The organism is Streptosporangium sp. NPDC000239, from assembly GCF_040300765.1.
Classification (GTDB): Bacteria; Actinomycetota; Actinomycetes; order Streptosporangiales; family Streptosporangiaceae; genus Streptosporangium.
Map to the genome: position 1 here is coordinate 1 of NZ_JBEPEI010000034.1, position 19,937 is coordinate 19,937.

17 protein-coding genes are annotated in these 19,937 nt (G+C 72.3%); 6 read left to right on the forward strand and 11 right to left on the reverse strand.

Features of this window, described 5'->3' with window-relative positions:
* Positions 1 to 149: 149 nt before the first annotated feature.
* On the reverse strand, positions 150 to 773 hold the full coding sequence (locus ABT340_RS41085) for a GNAT family N-acetyltransferase (RefSeq protein WP_352016366.1): 624 nt from the start codon (positions 771 to 773) through the stop codon (positions 150 to 152).
* Between the two features lie 174 nt (positions 774 to 947).
* Between ABT340_RS41085 and ABT340_RS41090 the strand changes: the two genes are divergently transcribed.
* Entirely contained in the window at positions 948 to 3,038 is a 2,091-nt protein-coding gene (locus tag ABT340_RS41090; RefSeq protein WP_352016427.1) for a RecQ family ATP-dependent DNA helicase, read from the forward strand.
* A 48-nt stretch (positions 3,039 to 3,086) separates the two neighbouring features.
* Here ABT340_RS41090 and ABT340_RS41095 read toward each other — a convergent pair whose 3' ends face one another.
* The gene (locus ABT340_RS41095) at positions 3,087 to 3,980 is read right to left on the reverse strand and encodes a carbohydrate kinase family protein (RefSeq protein WP_352016367.1); all 894 of its coding nucleotides are present in this window, start codon (positions 3,978 to 3,980) and stop codon (positions 3,087 to 3,089) included.
* 185 nt (positions 3,981 to 4,165) lie between these two features.
* Here ABT340_RS41095 and ABT340_RS41100 point away from each other — a divergent pair, with 185 nt between their 5' ends.
* The 4 genes from ABT340_RS41100 (at position 4,166) to ABT340_RS41115 (ending at position 9,522) form a co-directional block, all read left to right on the forward strand.
* Positions 4,166 to 6,826: a bifunctional acetate--CoA ligase family protein/GNAT family N-acetyltransferase gene (locus ABT340_RS41100; protein WP_352016368.1), complete on the forward strand. Its 2,661-nt coding sequence runs from the start codon at positions 4,166 to 4,168 to the stop codon at positions 6,824 to 6,826.
* 166 nt (positions 6,827 to 6,992) lie between these two features.
* Positions 6,993 to 7,583, forward strand: coding sequence for a DUF5998 family protein (locus tag ABT340_RS41105; protein ID WP_352016369.1), 591 nt, complete (start codon positions 6,993 to 6,995; stop codon positions 7,581 to 7,583).
* Positions 7,580 to 8,713, forward strand: coding sequence for an alkaline phosphatase family protein (locus ABT340_RS41110; protein WP_352016370.1), 1,134 nt, complete (start codon positions 7,580 to 7,582; stop codon positions 8,711 to 8,713). Before ABT340_RS41105 ends, ABT340_RS41110 begins: the two co-directional genes overlap by 4 nt.
* Entirely contained in the window at positions 8,710 to 9,522 is an 813-nt protein-coding gene (locus ABT340_RS41115; protein ID WP_352016371.1) for a sulfurtransferase, read from the forward strand. The genes ABT340_RS41110 and ABT340_RS41115 overlap by 4 nt, the downstream gene beginning before the upstream one ends.
* On the opposite strand, the gene ABT340_RS41120 is transcribed toward ABT340_RS41115, so the two are convergent.
* The 4 genes from ABT340_RS41120 to ABT340_RS41135 form a co-directional block, all read right to left on the reverse strand.
* The gene (locus ABT340_RS41120) at positions 9,462 to 11,885 is read right to left on the reverse strand and encodes a CHAT domain-containing protein (protein ID WP_352016372.1); all 2,424 of its coding nucleotides are present in this window, start codon (positions 11,883 to 11,885) and stop codon (positions 9,462 to 9,464) included. The genes ABT340_RS41115 and ABT340_RS41120 overlap by 61 nt on opposite strands.
* Positions 11,886 to 12,353 (reverse strand): hypothetical protein, encoded by a 468-nt coding sequence (locus ABT340_RS41125; RefSeq protein ID WP_352016373.1) that lies wholly within the window; start codon positions 12,351 to 12,353, stop codon positions 11,886 to 11,888. It abuts the gene before it with no gap.
* Complete coding sequence (locus tag ABT340_RS41130; protein WP_352016374.1) at positions 12,350 to 12,925, reverse strand: RNA polymerase sigma factor; 576 nt, start codon at positions 12,923 to 12,925, stop codon at positions 12,350 to 12,352. The genes ABT340_RS41125 and ABT340_RS41130 overlap by 4 nt, the downstream gene beginning before the upstream one ends.
* Before the next feature lie 61 nt (positions 12,926 to 12,986).
* Positions 12,987 to 14,039 carry a S8 family peptidase gene (locus ABT340_RS41135; protein ID WP_352016375.1) on the reverse strand — a complete coding sequence of 351 codons (1,053 nt, stop codon included), beginning with the start codon at positions 14,037 to 14,039 and terminating at the stop codon, positions 12,987 to 12,989.
* A 201-nt stretch (positions 14,040 to 14,240) separates the two neighbouring features.
* Here ABT340_RS41135 and ABT340_RS41140 point away from each other — a divergent pair, with 201 nt between their 5' ends.
* A complete protein-coding gene (locus ABT340_RS41140) occupies positions 14,241 to 14,735 on the forward strand; it encodes a DUF3145 domain-containing protein (RefSeq protein WP_352016376.1) in 495 nt (164 codons plus the stop codon).
* A 248-nt stretch (positions 14,736 to 14,983) separates the two neighbouring features.
* On the opposite strand, the gene ABT340_RS41145 is transcribed toward ABT340_RS41140, so the two are convergent.
* From ABT340_RS41145 to ABT340_RS41165, 5 genes are all read right to left on the reverse strand, one after another.
* Positions 14,984 to 16,405, reverse strand: a complete 1,422-nt coding sequence (locus tag ABT340_RS41145; RefSeq protein ID WP_352016377.1) for an acyl-CoA carboxylase subunit beta — start codon at positions 16,403 to 16,405, stop codon at positions 14,984 to 14,986.
* A gap of 12 nt (positions 16,406 to 16,417) precedes the next feature.
* Positions 16,418 to 17,650, reverse strand: coding sequence for a beta-ketoacyl-ACP synthase II (fabF, locus tag ABT340_RS41150; RefSeq protein WP_352016378.1), 1,233 nt, complete (start codon positions 17,648 to 17,650; stop codon positions 16,418 to 16,420).
* Positions 17,651 to 17,707: 57 nt separating this feature from the next.
* The gene (locus ABT340_RS41155) at positions 17,708 to 17,947 is read right to left on the reverse strand and encodes an acyl carrier protein (protein WP_352016379.1); all 240 of its coding nucleotides are present in this window, start codon (positions 17,945 to 17,947) and stop codon (positions 17,708 to 17,710) included.
* A gap of 75 nt (positions 17,948 to 18,022) precedes the next feature.
* Positions 18,023 to 18,979 carry a beta-ketoacyl-ACP synthase III gene (locus ABT340_RS41160; protein WP_352016380.1) on the reverse strand — a complete coding sequence of 319 codons (957 nt, stop codon included), beginning with the start codon at positions 18,977 to 18,979 and terminating at the stop codon, positions 18,023 to 18,025.
* Positions 18,976 to 19,872 carry an ACP S-malonyltransferase gene (locus ABT340_RS41165; RefSeq protein ID WP_352016381.1) on the reverse strand — a complete coding sequence of 299 codons (897 nt, stop codon included), beginning with the start codon at positions 19,870 to 19,872 and terminating at the stop codon, positions 18,976 to 18,978. The genes ABT340_RS41160 and ABT340_RS41165 overlap by 4 nt, the downstream gene beginning before the upstream one ends.
* Positions 19,873 to 19,937 lie beyond the last annotated feature (65 nt).

The following is a 19,937-nucleotide window of genomic DNA, read 5'->3' on the forward strand; positions in this document are numbered from 1 at the left end:
CCACCTTTTACAACACTTCTCTACCTCCCCTGTGCCCCTACCCTCGCCTCCCCCCCCCCCCCGGCCGGCCCGGGGGGGGGGCTACATCATGATCGGGGCTTCGCCCCGATCGACGTGACCGTACATCGTGTGGAGTCTCGCCACCATACTCACCGTGGCCGACACTCCCGGCGGTCGCCGTCTCGCGGGCCCTCGGTCGTGGGGGAGCGGGGACCCGCTCCGGGCCAGGGGCCGGGGGTGACCCCCTCGTCCTCGTCCCCGGGAGCGCCGTGTATGACGTCGTAGACACGGAAGCCCCGTGCCCGGTAGTTGGCCAGGGCGTGCCGGCCGTCGAGGGAACAGGTGTGCAGCCACACCCGCCGGGTCGGCTCGCGGTCCTCGTGACGGTCGGCGAGGTCCCAGGCGCGGGCCGTGCCGACCTCAAGAAGACGACCACCCAGCCCCCTGCCCGTCGCCCAGGACATGAGGCCGAAACAGGTGATCTCGACTGACGCGTCCCGGCCGGGCGTGAGTTCGACGTAGCCCGCGGGTGTGCCCCTGTGGTAGGCGACCCAGGTCTCCACACCGCCCCCGAGCAGGTCCTCCCACTCCCGCCAGGTCCAGCGCAGCCTGTCCGTCCACTGCCAGTCGCCTCCGACGGCCGTGTAGAGGAACCTGCTGAACTCAGGGGAGACGACCTCGGCGCGCACGATGCCGGCCTCGATCGCGGGCCGTCCGGCGGGGAGCAGGTCCGAGCGCGAGGTCTGTTCGAGGTACCACGTTGTGACGTCCATAGCTGAGATGCATCAAACCACGACGTGGAACCGGGTCGGCCCGTTGAACGGAGACGGAGGCCACTCCGTGGGGAAAGGAGAAGGACGCTCCCAATGCTCGCTTCGCCGGTAAGGGCGGGCGGAGTGAAACGGTCACCCCGACCTGGTACCAATAGGCCGGTGAGCGAAGAGCAGATGCTGCGCGAAGAGGCAGAGGAGCGGCTGCGGGCCCTTGCCGGTGAGCACGCCCGGCTGCGTGAGGACCAGTGGGAGGCCATCAAGGCGCTGGTCGTGGACCGGCGCCGGGTGCTCGTGGTGCAGCGGACGGGCTGGGGCAAGTCAGCGGTCTACTTCATCGCGACCGCGCTCCTGCGTGAGCTCGGCGAGGGCCCCACGGTCATCGTCTCCCCCCTGCTGGCCCTGATGCGCAACCAGATCGCCGCCGCGGAGCGGGCCGGGATCAACGCGGTCACCGTCAACTCCGCCAACCCCGAGGAGTGGGAGCAGATCTACGGGCAGGTCGCCGAGGGCCTGGTCGACGTGCTCCTGGTCAGTCCGGAACGGCTCAACAACCCCGAGTTCCGTGACCGGGTCCTGCCCGAGCTGGCCGAGAGCGCGGGCCTGGTCGTCGTGGACGAGGCGCACTGCATCTCCGACTGGGGCCACGACTTCAGGCCCGACTACCGCAGGCTGCGCACGCTGTTCCAGGAGCTGCCCGAGGGCGTGCCGGTCCTGGCGACGACGGCGACGGCCAACGCCAGGGTGACCCACGACGTCGCCGAGCAGCTCAGCGCCGACGACGCGCACTCCGGCGGCGAGACCCTCGTCCTGCGCGGCGCCCTCGAACGTGAGAGCCTCCACCTGAGCGTCGTACGGCTGCGCGGCCCGGAGCAACGCCTGGCCTGGCTCGCCCAGACGCTGCACGAGCTGCCCGGCTCCGGCATCGTCTACACCCTCACCGTCGCCGCCGCCCAGGAGGTCGCGGCCTACCTGCGCGAGCAGGGGCACGAGGTGCTGTCCTACTCGGGGCAGACCGAGCAGGCGGAACGGCTCGCCGCCGAGCAGGCCCTGCTCGACAACAAGGTCAAGGCGCTGGTCGCGACCTCGGCCCTCGGCATGGGCTACGACAAGCCCGACCTCGGCTTCGTCGTCCACGTCGGCGCGCCGCAGTCCCCGGTCGCCTACTACCAGCAGGTCGGCAGGGCCGGTCGCGGGGTCGAGCGCGCCGAGGTGATCCTGCTTCCCGGCGCCGAGGACCGGGAGATCTGGGCCTACTTCGCCTCGCTGGCCTTTCCTCCCGAGCCCGTGGTCCGGGCCGTGCTCGACGCCCTGTCGGAGGGCGGGACGCTGTCGACCGCGGCCCTGGAGAACCGGGTCGATCTCAGCCGCAGCAGGCTGGAGACGATGCTCAAGGTCCTCGACGTGGACGGCGCGGTGCGCAGGGTCAAGGGGGGCTGGGAGGCGACCGGCGAGGAGTGGGCCTACGACGCGGGCCGCTACGCCCGCGTGGCGGCCGAACGCGAGGCCGAGCAGCGGGCCATGCTCGACTACCTGGAGACCACCGAGTGCCGTGAGTGGTTCCTGAGGCGGCGGCTCGACGACGAGACCGCCACGCCGTGCGGACGCTGCGACAACTGCACCGGCGCGCACCGTTCGCCCGAGGTCGACGCGCGGGCGGTCGAGCGGGCGGCGGAGAGCCTGAACCGCCCCGGAGTCGAGATCGAGGCGCGCAAGCAGTGGCCGAGCGGGCTGAGCGACCTCAAGGGGCGCATCAAACCCGAGCTGGGAGCCGAACCGGGCAGGGCGCTGGGCAGGCTGACCGACATCGGCTGGGGCAACAGGCTGCGCGGGCTGCTGGCCGACGGCGCCCCCGACGGCCCGATCCCCGACGACGTCTTCGCCGCCGTGGTCACGGTGCTGTCCCACTGGGAGTGGCGGCACCGCCCGGCCGCGGTCGTCGCGATCCCCTCCGCAAGCCGCCCCCAGCTCGTCGGGAGCCTGGCCGAGCGGCTGGCCCAGGTGGGGCGTCTGCCCTACCTGGGAGAGCTGGGATACCGCCGGGGGACCCCCGGCCGCCAGTTCAACAGCGCCCAGCGGGTCCAGGCGGTCCGTGCCACGCTGGCCATGCCCTCCGCGCTGACCGAGGCCGTCGCGCGTACGGGCGGGCCGGTGCTGCTGGTCGACGACCGTCTCGACACCGGCTGGACCCTGACCCTCGCGGCGGCCATGCTCCGCCACGCCGGGGCCCCCGCGGTGCTTCCGCTCACCCTCGCGGTCACGGCGTAGACGAACAGGGGTACGGCCCGTGCCGGGCCGTACCCCGAGAAGAAGGGGTCAGAGGCGGGGCCGGGCGCCCAGGTGGGAGATGGCCTTGGCGGCCAGGCGGCAGCCGGCGGCGAGAGACTCGGCGGGCGGCTTGTTCTCCAGCCAGGCGGGTAGGAACCCGGCGGTGAAGGCGTCACCGGCACCGGTCCCGTCGACCACGCGCTCGACGGCCTCGGCGGGCACCTGGACAGGCTCCGCGCGGCCGTTGGTGTACCACAGCGCGCCCTCGTCGCTGAGCTTGACGACGACCTGCGGGAACCAGGCGGTCAGCACCTTGGCTGCGGCGGCGGGGTCGTCACGGCCCGTCAGGACCTTGGCCTGGTCGGCGTTGGCGAAGAGCAGCTTGACGTTCTGCGTCCATTCGAGGAACGGCTCGGCGCCGGTCCGCTCCAGCGGGGCGGAGGAGGAGCAGTCGACCGAGACCGACATCCCGGAGCGGCGGGCCATCTCCAGGGCGGCGAGACCGGCCTCGCGGGAACCCTCGTTGATCAGGGTGTAACCGGACAGGTGCAGATGAGCGCCCTGGGTGAACAGGTCACGGGGCAGGTCCTCGGGCGAGAGGGCGGCGTTGGCACCCGGGTCGGACAGCATGGTGCGCTCGCCCTTGTGGGTGACGAGCACGACGCAGGTGCCGGTAGGCCGTTCGGGGTCCATGACAAGGCGGGCGTCGACCCCGTAGCCCATCAGCTCCATGTCGCGGTTACGGCCGGTGATGTCGGCACCCCTACGCCCGATGAAGGCCACCTCGGCGCCCTCGACCGCGAGCCAGGAGGCTATGTTGGCCCCGGAGCCGCCGCCGTGCATGGTGACGATCGCCGGTGTGTCGCTGGCTCGTGCCAATGGGTAGCGAGCTCGTGCGACCGCATCGGTCATCAGATCGCCCACCACGACCACCCGCGTCATGATGTCACCGCCTTGCTGCCTTCGATGCTGACGTGCCTCTAGCCGCGAAAAACTTAACAGCTTCCGGCCAGGGTATGGGGTCCGGACCGGATAGCGCGCCATAGTCGATGCACAAGCGTTGCGTGAACAGGACGCGAACCGCCCTGCTGATCTGGCATACGCGTCTGACGTTTACTCTCAGGACTGTGGAGGCTGCTCAGTATCCCGCTCACTGGGAGGCGGACGTCGTCCTTTCCGACGGCGGCACCGCCCACGTACGACCGATCAGGCCCGCCGACGCGGAACGGCTTCGCTCGTTCTACTCCCGGCTCTCCGAAGAGTCGATCTACTTCCGGTTCTTCGGCCCCAGACCCCGTCTTTCCGAGCGTGAGGTCACCCGGTTCACCAACGTCGACTACGTCGACCGTGTCGCGCTCATCGCGACGATCGGCGCCGACATGGTGGCGGTGATCCGCTACGACCGGATCGATCCCGGGGAGGCGGAGGTCGCCTTCCTCGTCGAGGACGCGCACCAGGGACGCGGAGTGGCCTCGGTGCTGCTCGAACACCTGGCGGAGACGGCCAGGGAACGGGGCATCACCCGCTTCGTCGCCGACGTGCTGCCCGCCAACCGCAAGATGACCGCCGTGCTCCAGCAGGCCGGATACACCGCGCAGAGCCGTTTCGCCGACGGCGTCGTACGGATGATCCTCGACCTGACCCCGACCGAGACCTCCCAGGAGGTGACCGCCTCACGTGAGCACCGGGCCGAGTCCCGCTCCATCGAACGACTGCTCTCGCCGGGGTCGATCGCGGTCGTCGGCGCGGGCAGGGAACCGGGCGGCGTCGGCCAGACCGTGCTGCGCAACCTGCTGGCCGCCGACTTCACCGGCCCCGTCTACCCGGTGCACCGCCAGGCGCGGGCGGTGGCCGGGGTGCGCGCCTACCCGAGCGTGACGGCCATCGACGGGGAGGTGGACCTCGCGGTGCTGGCCGTACCGGCGGACGGGGTGATCGAGGTGGTCAAGGAGTGCGCGGAGAAGGGGGTGCGCGGGCTGGTCGTGGTCTCCTCGGGGTTCGGCGAGACCGGCCAGGAGGGGCGGGATCGGCAGGACGAACTGGTCCGCATCGCCCGCGCGTACGGCCTGCGCGTCGTCGGCCCCAACTGCCTGGGCATCGCCAACACCGACCCCGCGATCAGGCTGAACGCCACGCTGGCCGCGACCGTCCCCGGCCACGGCAGGGTCGGCTTCTTCAGCCAGTCCGGCGCCCTGGGCACCGCGCTGCTGCAGCGGGTCGCCCAGCGGGGCATGGGGATCTCCTCGTTCGTCTCGGCGGGAAACCGGGCCGACGTCTCCGGCAACGACCTGCTGCAGTACTGGGAGGAGGACCCCAGGACCGATGTGATCCTGCTCTACCTGGAGTCCCTGGGAAACCCCCGCAAGTTCGCCCGCCTGGCGCGGCGCATCTCCAGGCGCAAGCCGATCGTGGTCGTCAAGAGCGGCGGCACCACCCAGAACGTGCCCAGGGGGCACGCGGCGCCGGTGCTCGGCCTGCCGGACACCGCGCTCAGCTCGCTGTTCGAGCAGGCCGGGGTGATCCGGGTCGACGACCTGATCCAGCAGTTCGACGTCGCGCAGCTGCTGGCCTACCAGCCGCTGCCCAAGGGGTCGAGGGTCGGCCTGGTCGGCAACTCCGACGCGCTCGCGCTGCTCGCCGCGGACGCCTGCGTGCAGGCCGGGCTCGACCCGGCGCCGCCGGTCAACCTCGGGGCCAGGGCCGGGGCGGCCGAGTTCGGCGCCGCGCTGACCTCGGTGCTCCAGGACGTGGACGCGGTCGTCGTCATCTACATGCCGCCGATCCCCGGCCCGGCGGACGAGGTCGCGGCCGAACTGCTCAGGGCCTCCCGCGACTGCGGCAAGCCGGTGCTGGCCACCTTCGAGGGCAGGATCGGTGTGCCGCCGGGGCTGCGGACCGGCGCGGTGCCCGAACGGGGCTCGATCCCGTCCTACGCCGCTCCCGAGGAGGCGGTCCGCGCCCTGGCCCACGCCGTACGGCACGCCCGCTGGCGCAAACGGTCCCCGGGCGTGCCCGAGGAGATCGAGGGCGTCGACACGGCCGCCGCGCGACGGCTGGTGCTGTCCAGGCTGGAGCGGGCCGGGAACGGCGAGGGGCCGGAGGAGGACGTCGAGATCGACCCCTCCGAACTACTGGCCTGCTACGGCCTGACCGTGTGGCCCGCGGAGGTGGTCGACTCCCCCGAGGAGGCCGTCGAGGCGGCCGAACGGCTCGGCTGGCCGGTGGTGCTGAAGGCGGCAGACCCGGAGGCGGCCAAACGCGCCGGGACCGTACGGCTCGGCCTGACCGGTCCGGACGGGGTGCGCGAGGCCTTCGCGGGGCTGAAGGAGCAGCTCGGCCGGGGCGCGGTGCTCGCGGTGCAACGGATGGTCCCGCAGCCCGCGGTGCCGACCGTGGTCAGCGTCATCGAGGACTCCGCCTTCGGCGCCGTCGTCTCCTTCGGGCTCGGCGAGGTCACCGCACGCCTGCTGCGCGACGAGGCCTACCGCCTGGCGCCGCTGACCTCGCAGGACGCCGCGGCGCTGGTCAGGTCGCCACACGCGGCCCCGCTGCTGTTCGGCGAGTACGGCTACCCGCCGGTCGCGGTCGAGGCGCTTGAGGAGCTGCTGGTCCGGGTCGGGCGGCTGGCCGACGACCTTCCCGAGGTGTCGAGGCTCGACCTCGATCCGGTGCTGGTCGGGGAGTCGGAGGTGATCGTTCTCGGGGCGCGCGCCGTACTGAGCAGTCAGCACGGACCGCGGGTGGACGCGGGGCCGCGCCGTCTCGGCTGGGCGGGGCGTGGGTGGTGATGAAAACCCCGCCGCCGCCTTACCAATGCAATTAACGCCAAAAAACCGAATTAACCGCTTAGCTACTTCAGGGAAACCGCATTTCGCGGGGAGCGTCTTTCCGCCGATGGCCGAACCTCACGGGCTCCAGGTGAAAGCGCCGCCCGGGACAGGGCAGGATGGACCCATGAGGGAAACCCGACTCTCGGCCGCCGGTCTGCGCGAGGCAATCGATCGCAGCGGCTATTATCCCGACCTGGTCGCCGACGCGGTCGACTCCGCCCTGGGCAAGGAGCAGGTGAGCGCCTACGTGGTGCACCACGAGGCCACCTTCGACCCCGCCATGGAGGTGCGCAGACACGTCACCGTCCTGGTGCTCACCCCCACCCGCCTGCTGGTCTGCCACACCGACGAGCACTCGCCGGTCGAGGGGGTCTCGGTCTCGCACGCCTCGACGACCACCGAGGCCGTGCGCCTGAGCAGGATCCAGTCGGTCGCCGTGACCAGGGTCGTCCCCGACCCGGCCTCCTACGTGCCGGGTGTGCCGCCGAACGAGGTCACCCTCACCATCGGCTGGGGGGCCATCTCCCACGTGGACCTCGAGCCCGCGACCTGCGGCGACGAGAACTGCGAGGCCGACCACGGATACACCGGCGCCATCACGGCCGACGACCTGTCCCTGAGGGTGAGCGAGGCGGCCGACGGCCCCGAGGCCGTCTCACACGTGCTGGCCTTCGCCAAGGCGCTCTCCGAGGCCACCGCCCACGCCGCCTCATGACCGCCCCGCTGCTCCCCGCGTACGGCACGGCCTCCCTGGCCGACCTGTCCCGCTCACTGCTGGCCGTGCTCGGGGTGGACGGCCACGGCAACCCGCTGGGGCTCGAAGCCGCCCGGCACGTCCTGGTGTTCCTCGTCGACGGCCTGGGCGCCGAACTGCTCGACGCCCACCCGGAGGCGGCCCCGTTCCTGTCCGCGCGACGGGCCAGGGTGCTCACCGCGGGCTTTCCCGCGACCACCGCGACCAGCCTCGGCACGCTGGGCACCGGCCTGCCGCCGGGCGAGCACGGCATGCTCGGCTACCAGCTCGCCATGCCCGGCACGGGCCATCTGCTCAACTGCCTGCGCTGGACCTCGGCGGGCCCGACGGTCCCGCCCGACGAGTGGCAGCCGACCCCGACCGTCTTCGAACGCGCCGCGGCGGCCGGCGTCTCCGTGAGCTACGTCGCCCCGTCCGCGTTCGGGCCGACCGCGTTCAACCGGGCCGTCTACCGGGGCACGGACTTCTTCGGCGCCGACGCACTCGACGACCGGGTCGAGGGCGCGCGCGTGGCCCTGACCCGCCCCCGCTCCCACGTGACGGTCTACTACGGCGACCTCGACGCCGCGGGCCACCGGTTCGGCTGGGGCTCCCCGCAGTGGCTCGACCGGCTCGCCGTCGTCGACCAACTCGCCGAACGGCTCGCGGGCACCCTGCCGCAGGGGGCCGCGATGTACGTCACCGCCGACCACGGCATGGTCAACGTCACCGAGTTGATCGACGTGGACGGCCCGGAGGAACGCGGCGCCGCGCTGCGCGAGGGCGTGGCCCTGCTCGGCGGCGACACCCGGGTCAGGCACATCTACACCGCCCCAGGCGCCACACAGGCCGTGCTCGGCACCTGGCGTGAGCTCCTGGCGGGCAGGGCGTGGGTCGTCTCCCGGCAGGAAGCCGTCGAGTCGGGCTGGTTCGGGCCCCAGGTGCGGCCGGACTGGCTGCTCAGGATCGGCGACGTCCTGGCTGTGCCGTACACCGACTGTGCGATCACCGCCTCGGTCAGGGAGCCGTTCGAGTCGTCGTTCGTCGGCGTCCACGGCTCCCTGACCACCGCGGAGCAGCATGTTCCCTTGCTGGAGGTAAGCACCCGATGAGCCCGCTGATCACCCCGTCCGAGCTGTCCGCCCTGACCGGGGCGACGATCCTGGACGTCCGCTGGAAGCTGGGCGGCCCTCCGGGGGTCGACTCCTACCGCGAGGGGCACATCCCCGGCGCCGTCTTCTGCGACCTGAACGCCGACCTCGCCGCCCCCGCGGGGGAGGGGGGCCGTCACCCGCTGCCCTCCGCCGAGCACTTCCAGGAGGCCATGCGCCGCCTGGGCGTCTCCGGCTCCCGTACGGTCGTGGTCTACGACGAGGCCGACTCGACCGCCGCCGCCCGGGCCTGGTGGACGCTGCGCCACTTCGGCCATCCGGACGTCCGGGTCCTGGACGGCGGCCTGCGCGCGTGGACCGCCGAGGGGCTGCCTCTCGCCGAGGGCGACCAGGAGACGGCCCAGGGCGACTTCACCGCCCGCCCCGGCGGGATGCCCGTGCTCGACGCGGACCAGGCCGCCGAACTCGCCAAGGAGGGGGTTCTGCTGGACGCCCGCGCCGCGGAGCGCTACCGGGGAGAGGTCGAACCGATCGATCCCGTCGCGGGGCACATTCCCGGCGCGGTCAGCGCCCCCACCGGAGAGAACGTCGACCCCTCCGGGCGTTTCCACCTGCCCGACTTCCTGCGCGAGCGGTTCAACACGCTCGGCGCGGTCCCCGGCGTGCGGGTCGGCGCCTACTGCGGGTCAGGCGTGACGGCCGCCCACGAGGTGCTGGCGCTCGACGTCGCGGGCATCCCGGCCGCCCTCTACGTCGGCTCCTGGTCCAACTGGGTCGCCGACCTCGCGCGGCCCGTCGCCACCGGCTGATCGCCGTACCCCAGGCAGACGAAACCGGCCACCCCCGTCTTCGCGTTCGCCGTGGCGAGTGCCTGGGCGGGGCAGTGGCCCGCGGCCAGCAGTTCGTGGAAGACCGTCATCAGGTCGAGGGTCTCCTCGTCGCGTACCGGCACCAGGCTGGCCACCACGCACTGCGTCCCCAGCGACAGGAAGGCACCCGCCAGCCCCAGCGGAGCTCCGTCCGCGGGGGCATGGGCCATCCCGGCGTCACACGCCGAAAGCACGACCAGCCTGGGCGGAACGCGCAGCCGAAGCAGGTCGTAGGCCATCAGTCTGCCATCCTCAAGATCGATGCCGGACAACAGCGGGCTGCGGGAGCAGAACGTGCCGTGCGCGGCCAGGTGCGCGACCCCGGTCCCGGGCAGTGCCGTGACCACCTCGGGACGCAGCGCCGGGATCCGCTCGGCACCGGGATGACGGGCGGCGACCATCTCCGCCTCCGCCTCGGCGTGCAGCAGCCCCGGTCCGGCGGCCACCACGACCCTCCCCGCCCCCGCGGCCCGCACCCGCCCGCCGGCCAGCCAGGAAGCGGCCGAGGAGGCCACCGAGACCCGGCGCCCGGAGTTCGACGGCAGGACCGGCCACGGCAGGGTGTGCAGCGCCCCGGTCGGTACGACCACCAGCGCCCTGTCACCCAGGACTCCCGACAGGGGATCGAGCAGCAGACGTTCGAGCAGGGCCGCCTCCCCGGCGACGTCTGCCGCCCGCCCATCGCGCAGATGCGCCCTGCGCAGGCCGTACCTGAGCCGCACAACGGCCTCCGCGACGGCGGAGAAGGAGCCGAGACGGCGTAGCGAGACCCGTTCTGGCGAGACCGCGACGGCGACCAGCTCGTCGCCGTTCCTGGCGAACTCGACCAGGACCGCGTCGCCGAGCGCCGCCCGGAGCTCCGCGACGCCGGGAACCCGTGACCGTCCGGAACCACCCGCGACGGCCCGCCACCGCTCGGCCCAGGCCAGGAGCGTACGGCCCCGCCCGGTGCGCAGGGCCAGTGTGAGCCCGAATTCGGCCAGCGGTTCACCGGCCTTGGCCGCGTGGGCGCGGACCCGAGGGTCCTCCGCGGTCGCCGTACGGGCGGCGACCTCGGACAGGCCGGCCCTGACCTCGGCGAACGCCCCACGCCTGTCTCCGGCGAGCTCCCGTTTCAGCGCCGAGGCGTGCCGGGAGACCACTCTGGGACCACGGGTGAGCCGGTCGAGCTGGCCGTCGGCGGCCGAGCGGTCGCCGACCAGCAGCGCGACCTCCGCGGCGGTGAGCCTCAGCTCTCCGGCGACCTCCGCGTGCCCGGTCTCGTCGAGGTCATCGGCACAGGCGAGCAACTCGGTGAGCAACTCCCGGGTCGGTGAGCCGAGAGCCAGCCGGGCCCTCAGGGCGATCTCCGTCGTGAGCGGCACCAGGGCGGCGCGTTCCTGCGCGGTCAGGGCGGCGCCCGCGCGCTCGGCGGTCTGCAGGGCGCGGTGCGGCTCACCCGTGCGCAACTCGGCCCTGGCCAGCAGCAGAAGGGCCTCGGCCAGGGCGCCCTGCGCGCCCGCCGCGATGAGTTCGGGCACCGCCAGGTCGAGCAGCACCCGCGCCTCGCCCGGCAGATGGGCGGCGACCAGTGCCTCGGCCAGGTCGCAACGCGTCGTGGCCAGCCGCTCCGGGTAGCCGAACAGGCTGTCCTCGGCACGCCGGTAGGCGGCGAAGGCGGCGGGCAGATCGCCGCGCCGCGCAGCGAGGAAGGGCAGGTTCCCCTCGGCGAGGGCGACCACATGGTCGAGACCGGCCCGGCCGGTCAGCTCGGCGCAGCGGGCCAGGTCGGACTCCGCCGCCTCGAACTCTCCCAGGAAGACCCGCGCCAGCCCCCGGTTCAGCAGGGCCCCGGCGAGGAACCTGGGGTCCTCCTCCAGCAGGCCGACGGCCCGGTCACACTGGTCGGCGGCCTCCGCGTAGCGGCCGAGCCTGGCCAGGGCCACCGCCCGATGGACCCCGAGCTTGGCCACCTCGACCGGCCTGAGGTACGGCTCGGCCGCGGCGGCGACGGTGAGGGCCTGTGTGGGACGGCCGAGCTCGGCGTTGACGTGGACCAGGGAGAGACGGGCCTGGGCCGCCCTGTGCCGCAACCCCGCCGCCAGCGCGATGCCGACGGCCCTGCTCAGATGGCTCTCGGCCAGTGGGAGATCTCCCAGCTCCCTGGCGGCCAGCGCCAGAGCCCGATGGGCGATCGTGGCGGCCTCGTCGGGGACCGTCATCGAGCGCAACACCTCACGTGCCAGCTCTCCGGCTCGCGCGGGGTCACTGCCGGACGTCTCCAGCGCCAGCTCCGCGGCGGCGACCGCCTCGTCCGGCACCACCTAGGGACGGATCCGGGTCCAGCTGGTGACGACCGGGCTGTGGCCGGGACGCCTGCACACCACGCTGAACCAGCCGGGCGGCAACCCGGTGACGGCGAACTGGCCCGTCGCGGACAGCTCACGCGACGCGGTGAGGTGAGGGGTGCGCACCTCGACCGTCGTGCCGGCCTCGGGGAGGGGGGAGACCTGTCCCGCCAGGTCGACCAGGCCGTCGACGGGGACGATCTCCAGCTCGACGACGAGACCGGCGGCGCTGAAGCGCAGCAGCCGTGCCCCCTCGGCGGACCGCACGCCGGCCGGGGCGGGCGTGGACACCGGGATCGCGGTCGAGGCGCCGGGCACCCGAAGGCCGAAGGCCGCCCTGGACGCCGAGAGGACGTGTGCCGGGACGGGGTCCTTCCCCGCGGCCAGGCGGAGCGCCGCGACCAGGGACTCGTCGTCGATCGCGGGGGGACGGCGGGTGGTCACGGTTGCGCCTCCTGGGCGGTGAGCATGGTGCGTAGCCGGTTCAGGCAGCGCCCTCTGGTGGGGCCGTAGCTGCCGCTGGGCATGCCCAGCCGTACGGCGAGCTGGTGGACCCCCGCGTCCGGCGCGGTGGCCATCAGCAGGAGCAGCGAACGGCAGGGCTCGTGCATCGTCTCGACGGTGCGCCACAGCCGGCGGCCCTCTTCGGCGGAGAGCACGGTCAACGCCGGATCGGGGTGGACGGCGTGGTCGGCCCGCGAGGGGCCGGGCTCGGCCCGCTCGGCGGCGGCGGGGTCGGCGACGAGCCGCTCGCCCCGGGTGCGCCTGCTCAGGAGAGAGGCCTCACGTCTGGCCGTGGTGAGCAGCCAGGAACCGATCCGCTCGGGGTCGCGTATGGTGTGCAGGCTCTCGACCAGCCGCAGCCACGTGCCCTGCACCACGTCCGCGGCGTCCGCCGCGCTGAGGCCGTGGGCGCGGGCCACCGACCAGAGCCTGCCGGAGAAGCGGGTCACCAGCGCGTCCCACGCGGCCTGGTCGCCTGCCAGCGCGGCGTCGATCGTCTGCTGGTCACTCACCGGCGCCTCCGAGACCACGGCGAACACATTTCGTGATCGCGTGAAGACTTTGGGTGAGACTTTACCTTGGCGTGGGCACGACGACCCCCAGATCCGGAATTCGCCGGTTGCGGGTGGGATCGAGAACGTGGGCCGCCGCCTCCTTCGGGGTACGCTCCCCGGTCGCTGCGGCGATCGCTCCGCTGACCACGGCCGCGGCGAAGGAGGTCCCGCTCCATCCGGCGTAGCCGCGGAACGCTCCATGGCGCAGGAAGGCGCTGCGCAGCCACTCGCCGCGTGTCCAGGCGTCCACCCACGGGCCGTGCGCGGAGAACGGGGCCCTGGCCTGCTCGGCCGCGTCGAGCGCGCCCACCGCGACCACTCCGGGCAGGGCGGCGGGCCAGAACGGGCGGGTCGAGGCCGTGTTGCCCGCGCAGGCGACGACGGCGGTCGAGGACAATCCGGCCAGCGCGGTCTCGACCAGCGGGGAGGGCCTGTCGTCGAAGGTGTGGCAGCCGAGGGAGAGGTTGAGCACCTGCGGTGGATCGTTCGCGAGCCTGCCCAGGACGCGCAGCAGCGCCGCCTCGTCTCCCAGGCCCCGGCCGTCCAGCACCCGGAGCGGGCGGATCCGTGCCCCGGGGGCCGCGCGCAACACCAGGCCGGTGACGAAGGTGCCGTGCCCCGCCTGAGGGTCCAGCAGGCCGTCGCGGTCGGTGTCGGGAACCTCGGTCTCCTGCCGTCCCTCCCCGAACCAGGTCCGTTCCCGCCACCAGGGATGCGGGGCGAGGCCGGTGTCGGCGACCGCGACGGTCACCCCGCTTCCGGGGCTTCCTCCCGGCGCGGGGACGGGGTCGACGGGGAAGGGCCGTGAGGCGGGGCCGCCGAAGAAGAGGGGCTGGCCGACCAGCACGTGGTTGGGTGACGCACTGTGACCTTGGTCACGTAGCGTGGCCACCAGTTCGCAGACGTCCACGCCGGGCGAGAGCCGTACGCGGAAGACTCCGTCGGTCTCGGCGACCGCGATCGTCCACCGCTCGGCGGCCTCCGCGCCGAGGGCGTCGGTGAGCAACTGGCCGGGCCTGATCAGGGAGATCACTCCCGCGACGGGCTCCACACGGGTGATGTCGGCGTCCATCCGGTACTCCAGGGTTGATCACCAGGTCGATGGGTGTTTTCCTTTCAGAGGATGCCGCAGACGCGTCTGCGCGTCGCAACATCTCGGTATGACCCCCCTCTGGTGCGGCGTCACAACCGACGGTAGTCTTCCTTCAGTCACTTGTGATCATCCTGGCGAGGCCGTTGGGGAAGGCGCACCTCGTACGAAACGGGAGGTCCGGTGTCTGCTCGTGGCGTGCTCTACGTCCACTCAGCTCAGCCTGCGCTGTGCCCTCATATCGAATGGGCGGTCGCAGGTGTCCTTGGCGTGCCCGTAGACCTGACCTGGACTCCACAGCCCGCCGCGCCCGGTCACGTGCGCGCCCAGGCCGAGTGGGAGGGGCGGCCGGGAACCGCGGCGGCCATCACCTCGTCCTTGATGGGCTGGCAACGGATCCGATTCGAGATCACGGAGGACGCCACACCAGGCGCCGACGGGTCACGCAATGCCTACACCCCCTCACTCGGCGCCTTCACGGCGGTGATCGGGGCCGCGGGCGACATCCTGATCCCCGAGGACCGGCTGCGCTCGGCCATGCTGATGGCCCGCCAGGGCAGGGTGGTCCTTGAGGAGGAGCTGGATCGCATGCTCGGCAAACAGTGGGACGCCGAGCTTGAGTCCTTCCGCTACGCGGGCGAGGGCGCCCCGGTCCGCTGGCTGCACGCCGCGGTGTGACCCGGCGGCCCGTCACGGACGGTGACCGCCCCGGCGTCCCCCTCCTACGGCTTCGCCCCCCGGAGAGCGCTTCCCCGAACGGGCGGTGGAGCACCCGCCCGCGCTCCCTCCCGGGGTGAGGTCCTGCGCGGGCGCGGCACCGTCCGGGGCCGCCGCGGGCCTTCCCGGAACCGGGGAAAGCACGACGCCCCCGGCGGCGTGAGCCGCGCGGGGGCGTCGCAGAAGCGTGGTGTGACGGCGGGATCAGGTCACAGCGGGATGTTGCCGTGGGCGCCCCGGGCCGGAGTCGCCTGGGCGAGCACCTTGGCGATGGCTCCCCGGGTCTCCTCGGGCTTGATGACCTCGTCGATGACGCCGATCTCGATGGCCCTCTGGAGCCCGCCCGCGAGGAGTTCGTGCTCCTCGGCGAGCCTGGTCTCAAGCGCGGCGCGCTCGTCCTCAGGGGCGGCGGCCAGTTCGCGCCGCTTCAGGATGCGCACCGCGGCGACCGCGCCCATGACCGCGATCTGGGCGGTCGGCCAGCCGAAGACCTTGGTCGCGCCCAGGGAGCGGGAGTTCATCGCGATGTAGGCGCCGCCGTACGCCTTGCGGGTTATCAGGGTGACGCGCGGGACCGAGGCCTCGGCGAAGGCGTGCAGGAGCTTGGCGCCGCGGCGGACCACACCGTCGTGCTCCTGACCGACGCCGGGCAGGTAACCGGGGACGTCGACCAGGACGACCAGCGGCACCCCGAAGGCATCGCACATACGGACGAATCGTGCGGCCTTCTCCGCCGAGGTGGCGTCGAGACAGCCGCCGAGACGCATCGGGTTGTTGGCGACGACGCCGACGGTCCGGCCGCCGAGACGGCCGAGCGTGGTGACGACGTTCGGCGCCCACTTGGCGTGCAACTCGACTCCGGGCTCGTCCAGGAGCCCCTTGACCAGCGGCTTGATGTCGTAGGCGCGGCGGGGGTTGTCCGGCAGCAGGTCGGAGAAGTCGACCTCGTCGAGGTCGGTGCGGACCCTGCCCTGGTGGCCCAGCAGCACCGCCAGGCGGCGGGCCTGCAGGTAGGCGTCGGTCTCGGTCTTGGTGACGATGTGGACCACGCCGCTGCGCTTGCTGTGCGGCTCTGGGCCGCCGAGGGCGGCCATGTCGATCTGCTCGCCGGTGACGCTGCGCACCACGTCGGGGCCGGTGACGAAGATGCGGCCCTCGTCGGCCAGGATCACGATGTCGGTCAGCGCGGGGCCGTAGGCGGCGCCGCCCGCCGCGGGGCCGACGACCACGGAGAGCTGCGGGACGACTCCGGAGGCCCGGGTCATGGCGGCGAAGACACGGCCGACCGCGTGCAGCGACTCGGCGCCCTCGGCGAGCCGAGCGCCGCCGGAGTGCCACACGCCGATGATCGGGACCCGCTCGCGGACCGCTACGTCGTAGGCGTGCACGATGTGCTCACACCCCTGGCTGCCCATCGCGCCGCCCTGCATCCGGGCGTCGCTGACGAAGACCACGACGGGGACGCCCTCAACGCGACCCATCGCCGCCAGCGCCCCGCTGCGGTCCACGGGAGAGATCAGCCTGATCGATCCCTCGTCGAGGAGGGCGGCCAGACGCACCTGGGGGTCGCGGGGATCGTCGGCCTCCTTGTCGGAGGCGTCGTTCACCACCCTGTTGTCGAGCACAGTCATCACGGGCTCCTGTCAGATGCTGGTGAAGGCCACGGCGACGTCGTGTCCGCCGAACCCGAAGGAGTTGTTGATCGCGGCGATCTGGCCGTCGGGCAGCGCGCGCGGCTTGTCACGCACGATGTCCACCTCGACGCCCTCGTCGAGCTCGTCGATGTTGATCGTGGCGGGGGCGATCCGCTCGTGCAGCGCCAGGATGGTGAAGACCGACTCGATGCCACCGGCGCCGCCGAGCAGGTGCCCGGTCATCGACTTGGTGCTGGTGACCAGCGGGTGGTTGCCGATGACCTCGCTGATCGCAACCGTCTCGACCACGTCACCCGCGGGGGTGGAGGTCGCGTGCGCGTTGATGTGCTTGATGTCGGCACCGGTCAGGCCGGAGTTCTCCAGGACACGGCGCATGGCCAGCATGACGCCCGCGCCGAGGGGCTCGGGCTGGGCGATGTGGTGCGCGTCGGCTGAGTAACCGACGCCCGCCGCCACCGCGTAGATCTTGGCGCCACGCGCGAGGGCGTGCTCCTCGGACTCCAGCACCACGATGCCGGCGCCCTCACCGAGCACGAATCCGTCACGGCTCTTGTCCCAGGGCCGCGAGGCGAGGTGGGGCGCGTCGTTGCGGGTGGACATCGCGCGCATGGCGGCGAAGGAACCGATGTTCAGCGGGTGGATGGCCGCCTCGGTGCCGCCCGCGACCACCACGTCGGCACGTCCGGAGCGGATCATCTCGATGCCGTATCCGATCGACTCGGCACCGGTGGCGCAGGCGCTCACGGTCGCGTGCACGCCGGCGCGGGCGCCGATCTCGATGCCGATCCAGCCTGCGGCGCCGTTGGGCATCAGCATCGGCACGGTGAAGGGCGACAGTCGCTGCCAGCCCCTCTCCTTGAAGGTGTCGTAGGCGGCCAGGACCGTGGTGATGCCGCCGATGCCGCTGCCGACGACCACGCCGAGACGCTCGGGGTCGACCTTGTCGATCGCGGCGTGCGCCCAGGCCTCACGGGCCGCGACCAGCGCGAACTGCTCCGCGCGGTCCAGCCGCCGTGCCTCCGGCCGGGGCAGAACCTCGGTCGGGTCCACGGCGGCCGCGGCTGCGAACTTCACCGGGACTGAGTCGACCCAGTCCTCGGTGAGGTTGCGAACCCCCGACTGACCGGCGAGAAGCGCCGACCAGGACGAGGCGACGTTCCCACCGAGGGGCGTGGTCGCGCCGAGCCCGGTGACGACGACGCGTACCTGGTCTGTGTTCACTGTCTTGCGCTCCTTGTGATTCGCGGGCCGAAGCCGGTAGGTGTCCAGAGACCTTTCTCAGTTCTGGATGAAACCGATGACGTCCTTGACGGTCTTGAGGTTCTTGAGCTGCTCGTCGGGGATCTCGACGCCGAACTCGTCCTGGGCGGCGACGGCGATCTCGACCATGGACAGCGAGTCGATGTCGAGGTCGTCAACGAAGCTCTTCTCCGGGCTGACCTCGGAGGCCGGAATCCCGGTGATCTCGTTGATGATCTTGCCGATACCAGCGAGGATCTCCTGCTCGGTCAGGGCCATGTCGAGTGTTCTCCTTGGGATTGGGTGGTGATGTTGGGTCTTCTTGGGTTTTGCACGGCCGGAGCCGTACAAGCTCTAGGGGATCTCGACGACCTGGCCGGCATAGGTGAGGCCGGCGCCGAAACCGAGTAGCAGGGCGAGTCCGCCCGACTGGACCTCGCCGCGCTCGACCATCCGGGACAGGGCCAGCGGGACCGAGGCGGCGGAGGTGTTGCCCGCCAGGACGATGTCCCTGGCGATGACGGCGTTCTCCGCGCCGATCTTGCGGGCGATGGCTTCGATGATGCGCAGGTTGGCCTGGTGGGGCACGAAGGCCGCGAGGTCGGCGGGGTCGACTCCGGCGGCCTCGCAGACCTGCTTGGCCACCGGGTGCAGGGCCGTGGTGGCCCAGCGGAAGACCGTCTGGCCCTCCTGGGTCAGGTGGGAGGCGCGGTCCTTGATCATGATCGCCTCGGACTTGTCGCCCGCGCTGCCCCACACGACGGGACCGATGCCCGGGGTCTGCGAAGGGCCGACGACCGCGGCTCCCGCACCGTCGGCGAAGATCACCGCGGTGCTCCTGTCGGTCCAGTCGATCCACTGGGAGAGCTTCTCGGTGCCGATGACCAGGACGTTGGTCGCCGATCCCGAGCGGATGGCGTCGTCGGCGACGGCCAAGGCGTAGCAGAAGCCGGAGCAGGCGGTGTTCACGTCGAACGCGCCCGGAGACTCGATGCCGAGGCGGGTGGCGACCCTGGCGGCGGCGTTGGGGATCTGGGCTTCGAGCGTGCAGGTGGCGACGATCACCAGGTCGATGTCGGAGGCCGAGAGCCCGCTGGTGGCCAGGGCCTTGCCGCCCGCCTGCACGGCGAGGTCGATCTCGGACTCGGAGGCGGGGGCGATCCGGCGCTCCTTGATGCCGACCCGGCTCTGGATCCACTCGTCGTTGGTCTCCATGGTCGCCGCGAGATCGTCGTTGGTGACCACGTTGGACGGCTGGTAGTGGCCCAGTGCCAGGATCTTCGCGCCCGGAGCGCCCTGCCGTACTTTCACTTGAGGGCCTCTCGTGCCGCGTCCAGGTCGTCGGGGGTCTTCAGGGGGAGGGCCTTCACGCCGCGCAGGGCGCGCTTGGCCAGGCCGGTCAGGGTGCCGCCGGGGGTCAGCTCGATCATCGTGGTGACGCCCATGTCGGCCATGGTCGTCATGCAGGCGTTCCAGCGGACCGGGTTGGCGATCTGGTTGACCAGGCGCTCGACGAACTCGGCGCCGCCGGCGACCGCGGCGCCGTCGGCGTTGGACAGCAGCGTGACGGCGGGGTCGTTCGGGGTGATGGCGGAGGCGGCCGTACGCAGACGGTCGACGGCGGGGGCCATGTGCTCGGTGTGGAAGGCGCCCGCGACCGACAGGGCGATCAGCCTGGCACGGGCGGGCGGGTCGGCCTTGAACTCCTCGATCTGGGCCAGGGTGCCGCCCGCGACGATCTGCCCGGCACCGTTGACGTTGGCGGGGGTGAGACCGTGCTTGTCGATGGCGGCGAGCACGTCCTCCTCCTCGCCGCCGAGGACGGCGATCATGCCGGTCTCGGTGACCGCGGCGGCCTCGGCCATGGCCAGGCCGCGCTCGCGCACGAGGGTCAGGGACTGCTCGGGGGTCAGCACCCCGGCCAGCGCGGCGGCGGTCAGCTCGCCCACGCTGTGCCCGGCGACGACGTCGGGGGAGGCCCCGAGGACCTCGGCGACGGCCAGCCCGGCGGCTACGAGCAGTGGCTGAGCCACCGCGGTGTCACGGATCTCGTCCGCTCCCGCGGTGGTCCCGTAGGAGATCAGGTCGAGACCGATCAGGTCGGACCACGCGGACAGGCGGTCCGCCAGACCCGGTAGCTCAAGCCACGGGGTCAGGAAGCCTGGAGTCTGGGCGCCTTGGCCCGGCGCGACGAGTACGAGCACGAACCCCAGCGTGCCCTGTAGAACTTCGCTACACGGATAGGGATTCTGACGAACTTTGTGTTCAC

Coding starts and splice junctions, on each gene's coding strand:
- ABT340_RS41110 (WP_352016370.1), top strand. CDS start 7,580: ATGACCGCCCCGCTGCTCCCCGCGTACGGCACGGCCTCCCTGGCCGAC.
- ABT340_RS41090 (WP_352016427.1), top strand. CDS start 948: ATGCTGCGCGAAGAGGCAGAGGAGCGGCTGCGGGCCCTTGCCGGTGAG.
- ABT340_RS41105 (WP_352016369.1), top strand. CDS start 6,993: ATGAGGGAAACCCGACTCTCGGCCGCCGGTCTGCGCGAGGCAATCGAT.
- ABT340_RS41115 (WP_352016371.1), top strand. CDS start 8,710: ATGAGCCCGCTGATCACCCCGTCCGAGCTGTCCGCCCTGACCGGGGCG.
- ABT340_RS41085 (WP_352016366.1), bottom strand. CDS start 773: ATGGACGTCACAACGTGGTACCTCGAACAGACCTCGCGCTCGGACCTG.
- ABT340_RS41155 (WP_352016379.1), bottom strand. CDS start 17,947: ATGGCCCTGACCGAGCAGGAGATCCTCGCTGGTATCGGCAAGATCATC.
- ABT340_RS41095 (WP_352016367.1), bottom strand. CDS start 3,980: ATGACGCGGGTGGTCGTGGTGGGCGATCTGATGACCGATGCGGTCGCA.
- ABT340_RS41145 (WP_352016377.1), bottom strand. CDS start 16,405: ATGACTGTGCTCGACAACAGGGTGGTGAACGACGCCTCCGACAAGGAG.
- ABT340_RS41135 (WP_352016375.1), bottom strand. CDS start 14,039: ATGGACGCCGACATCACCCGTGTGGAGCCCGTCGCGGGAGTGATCTCC.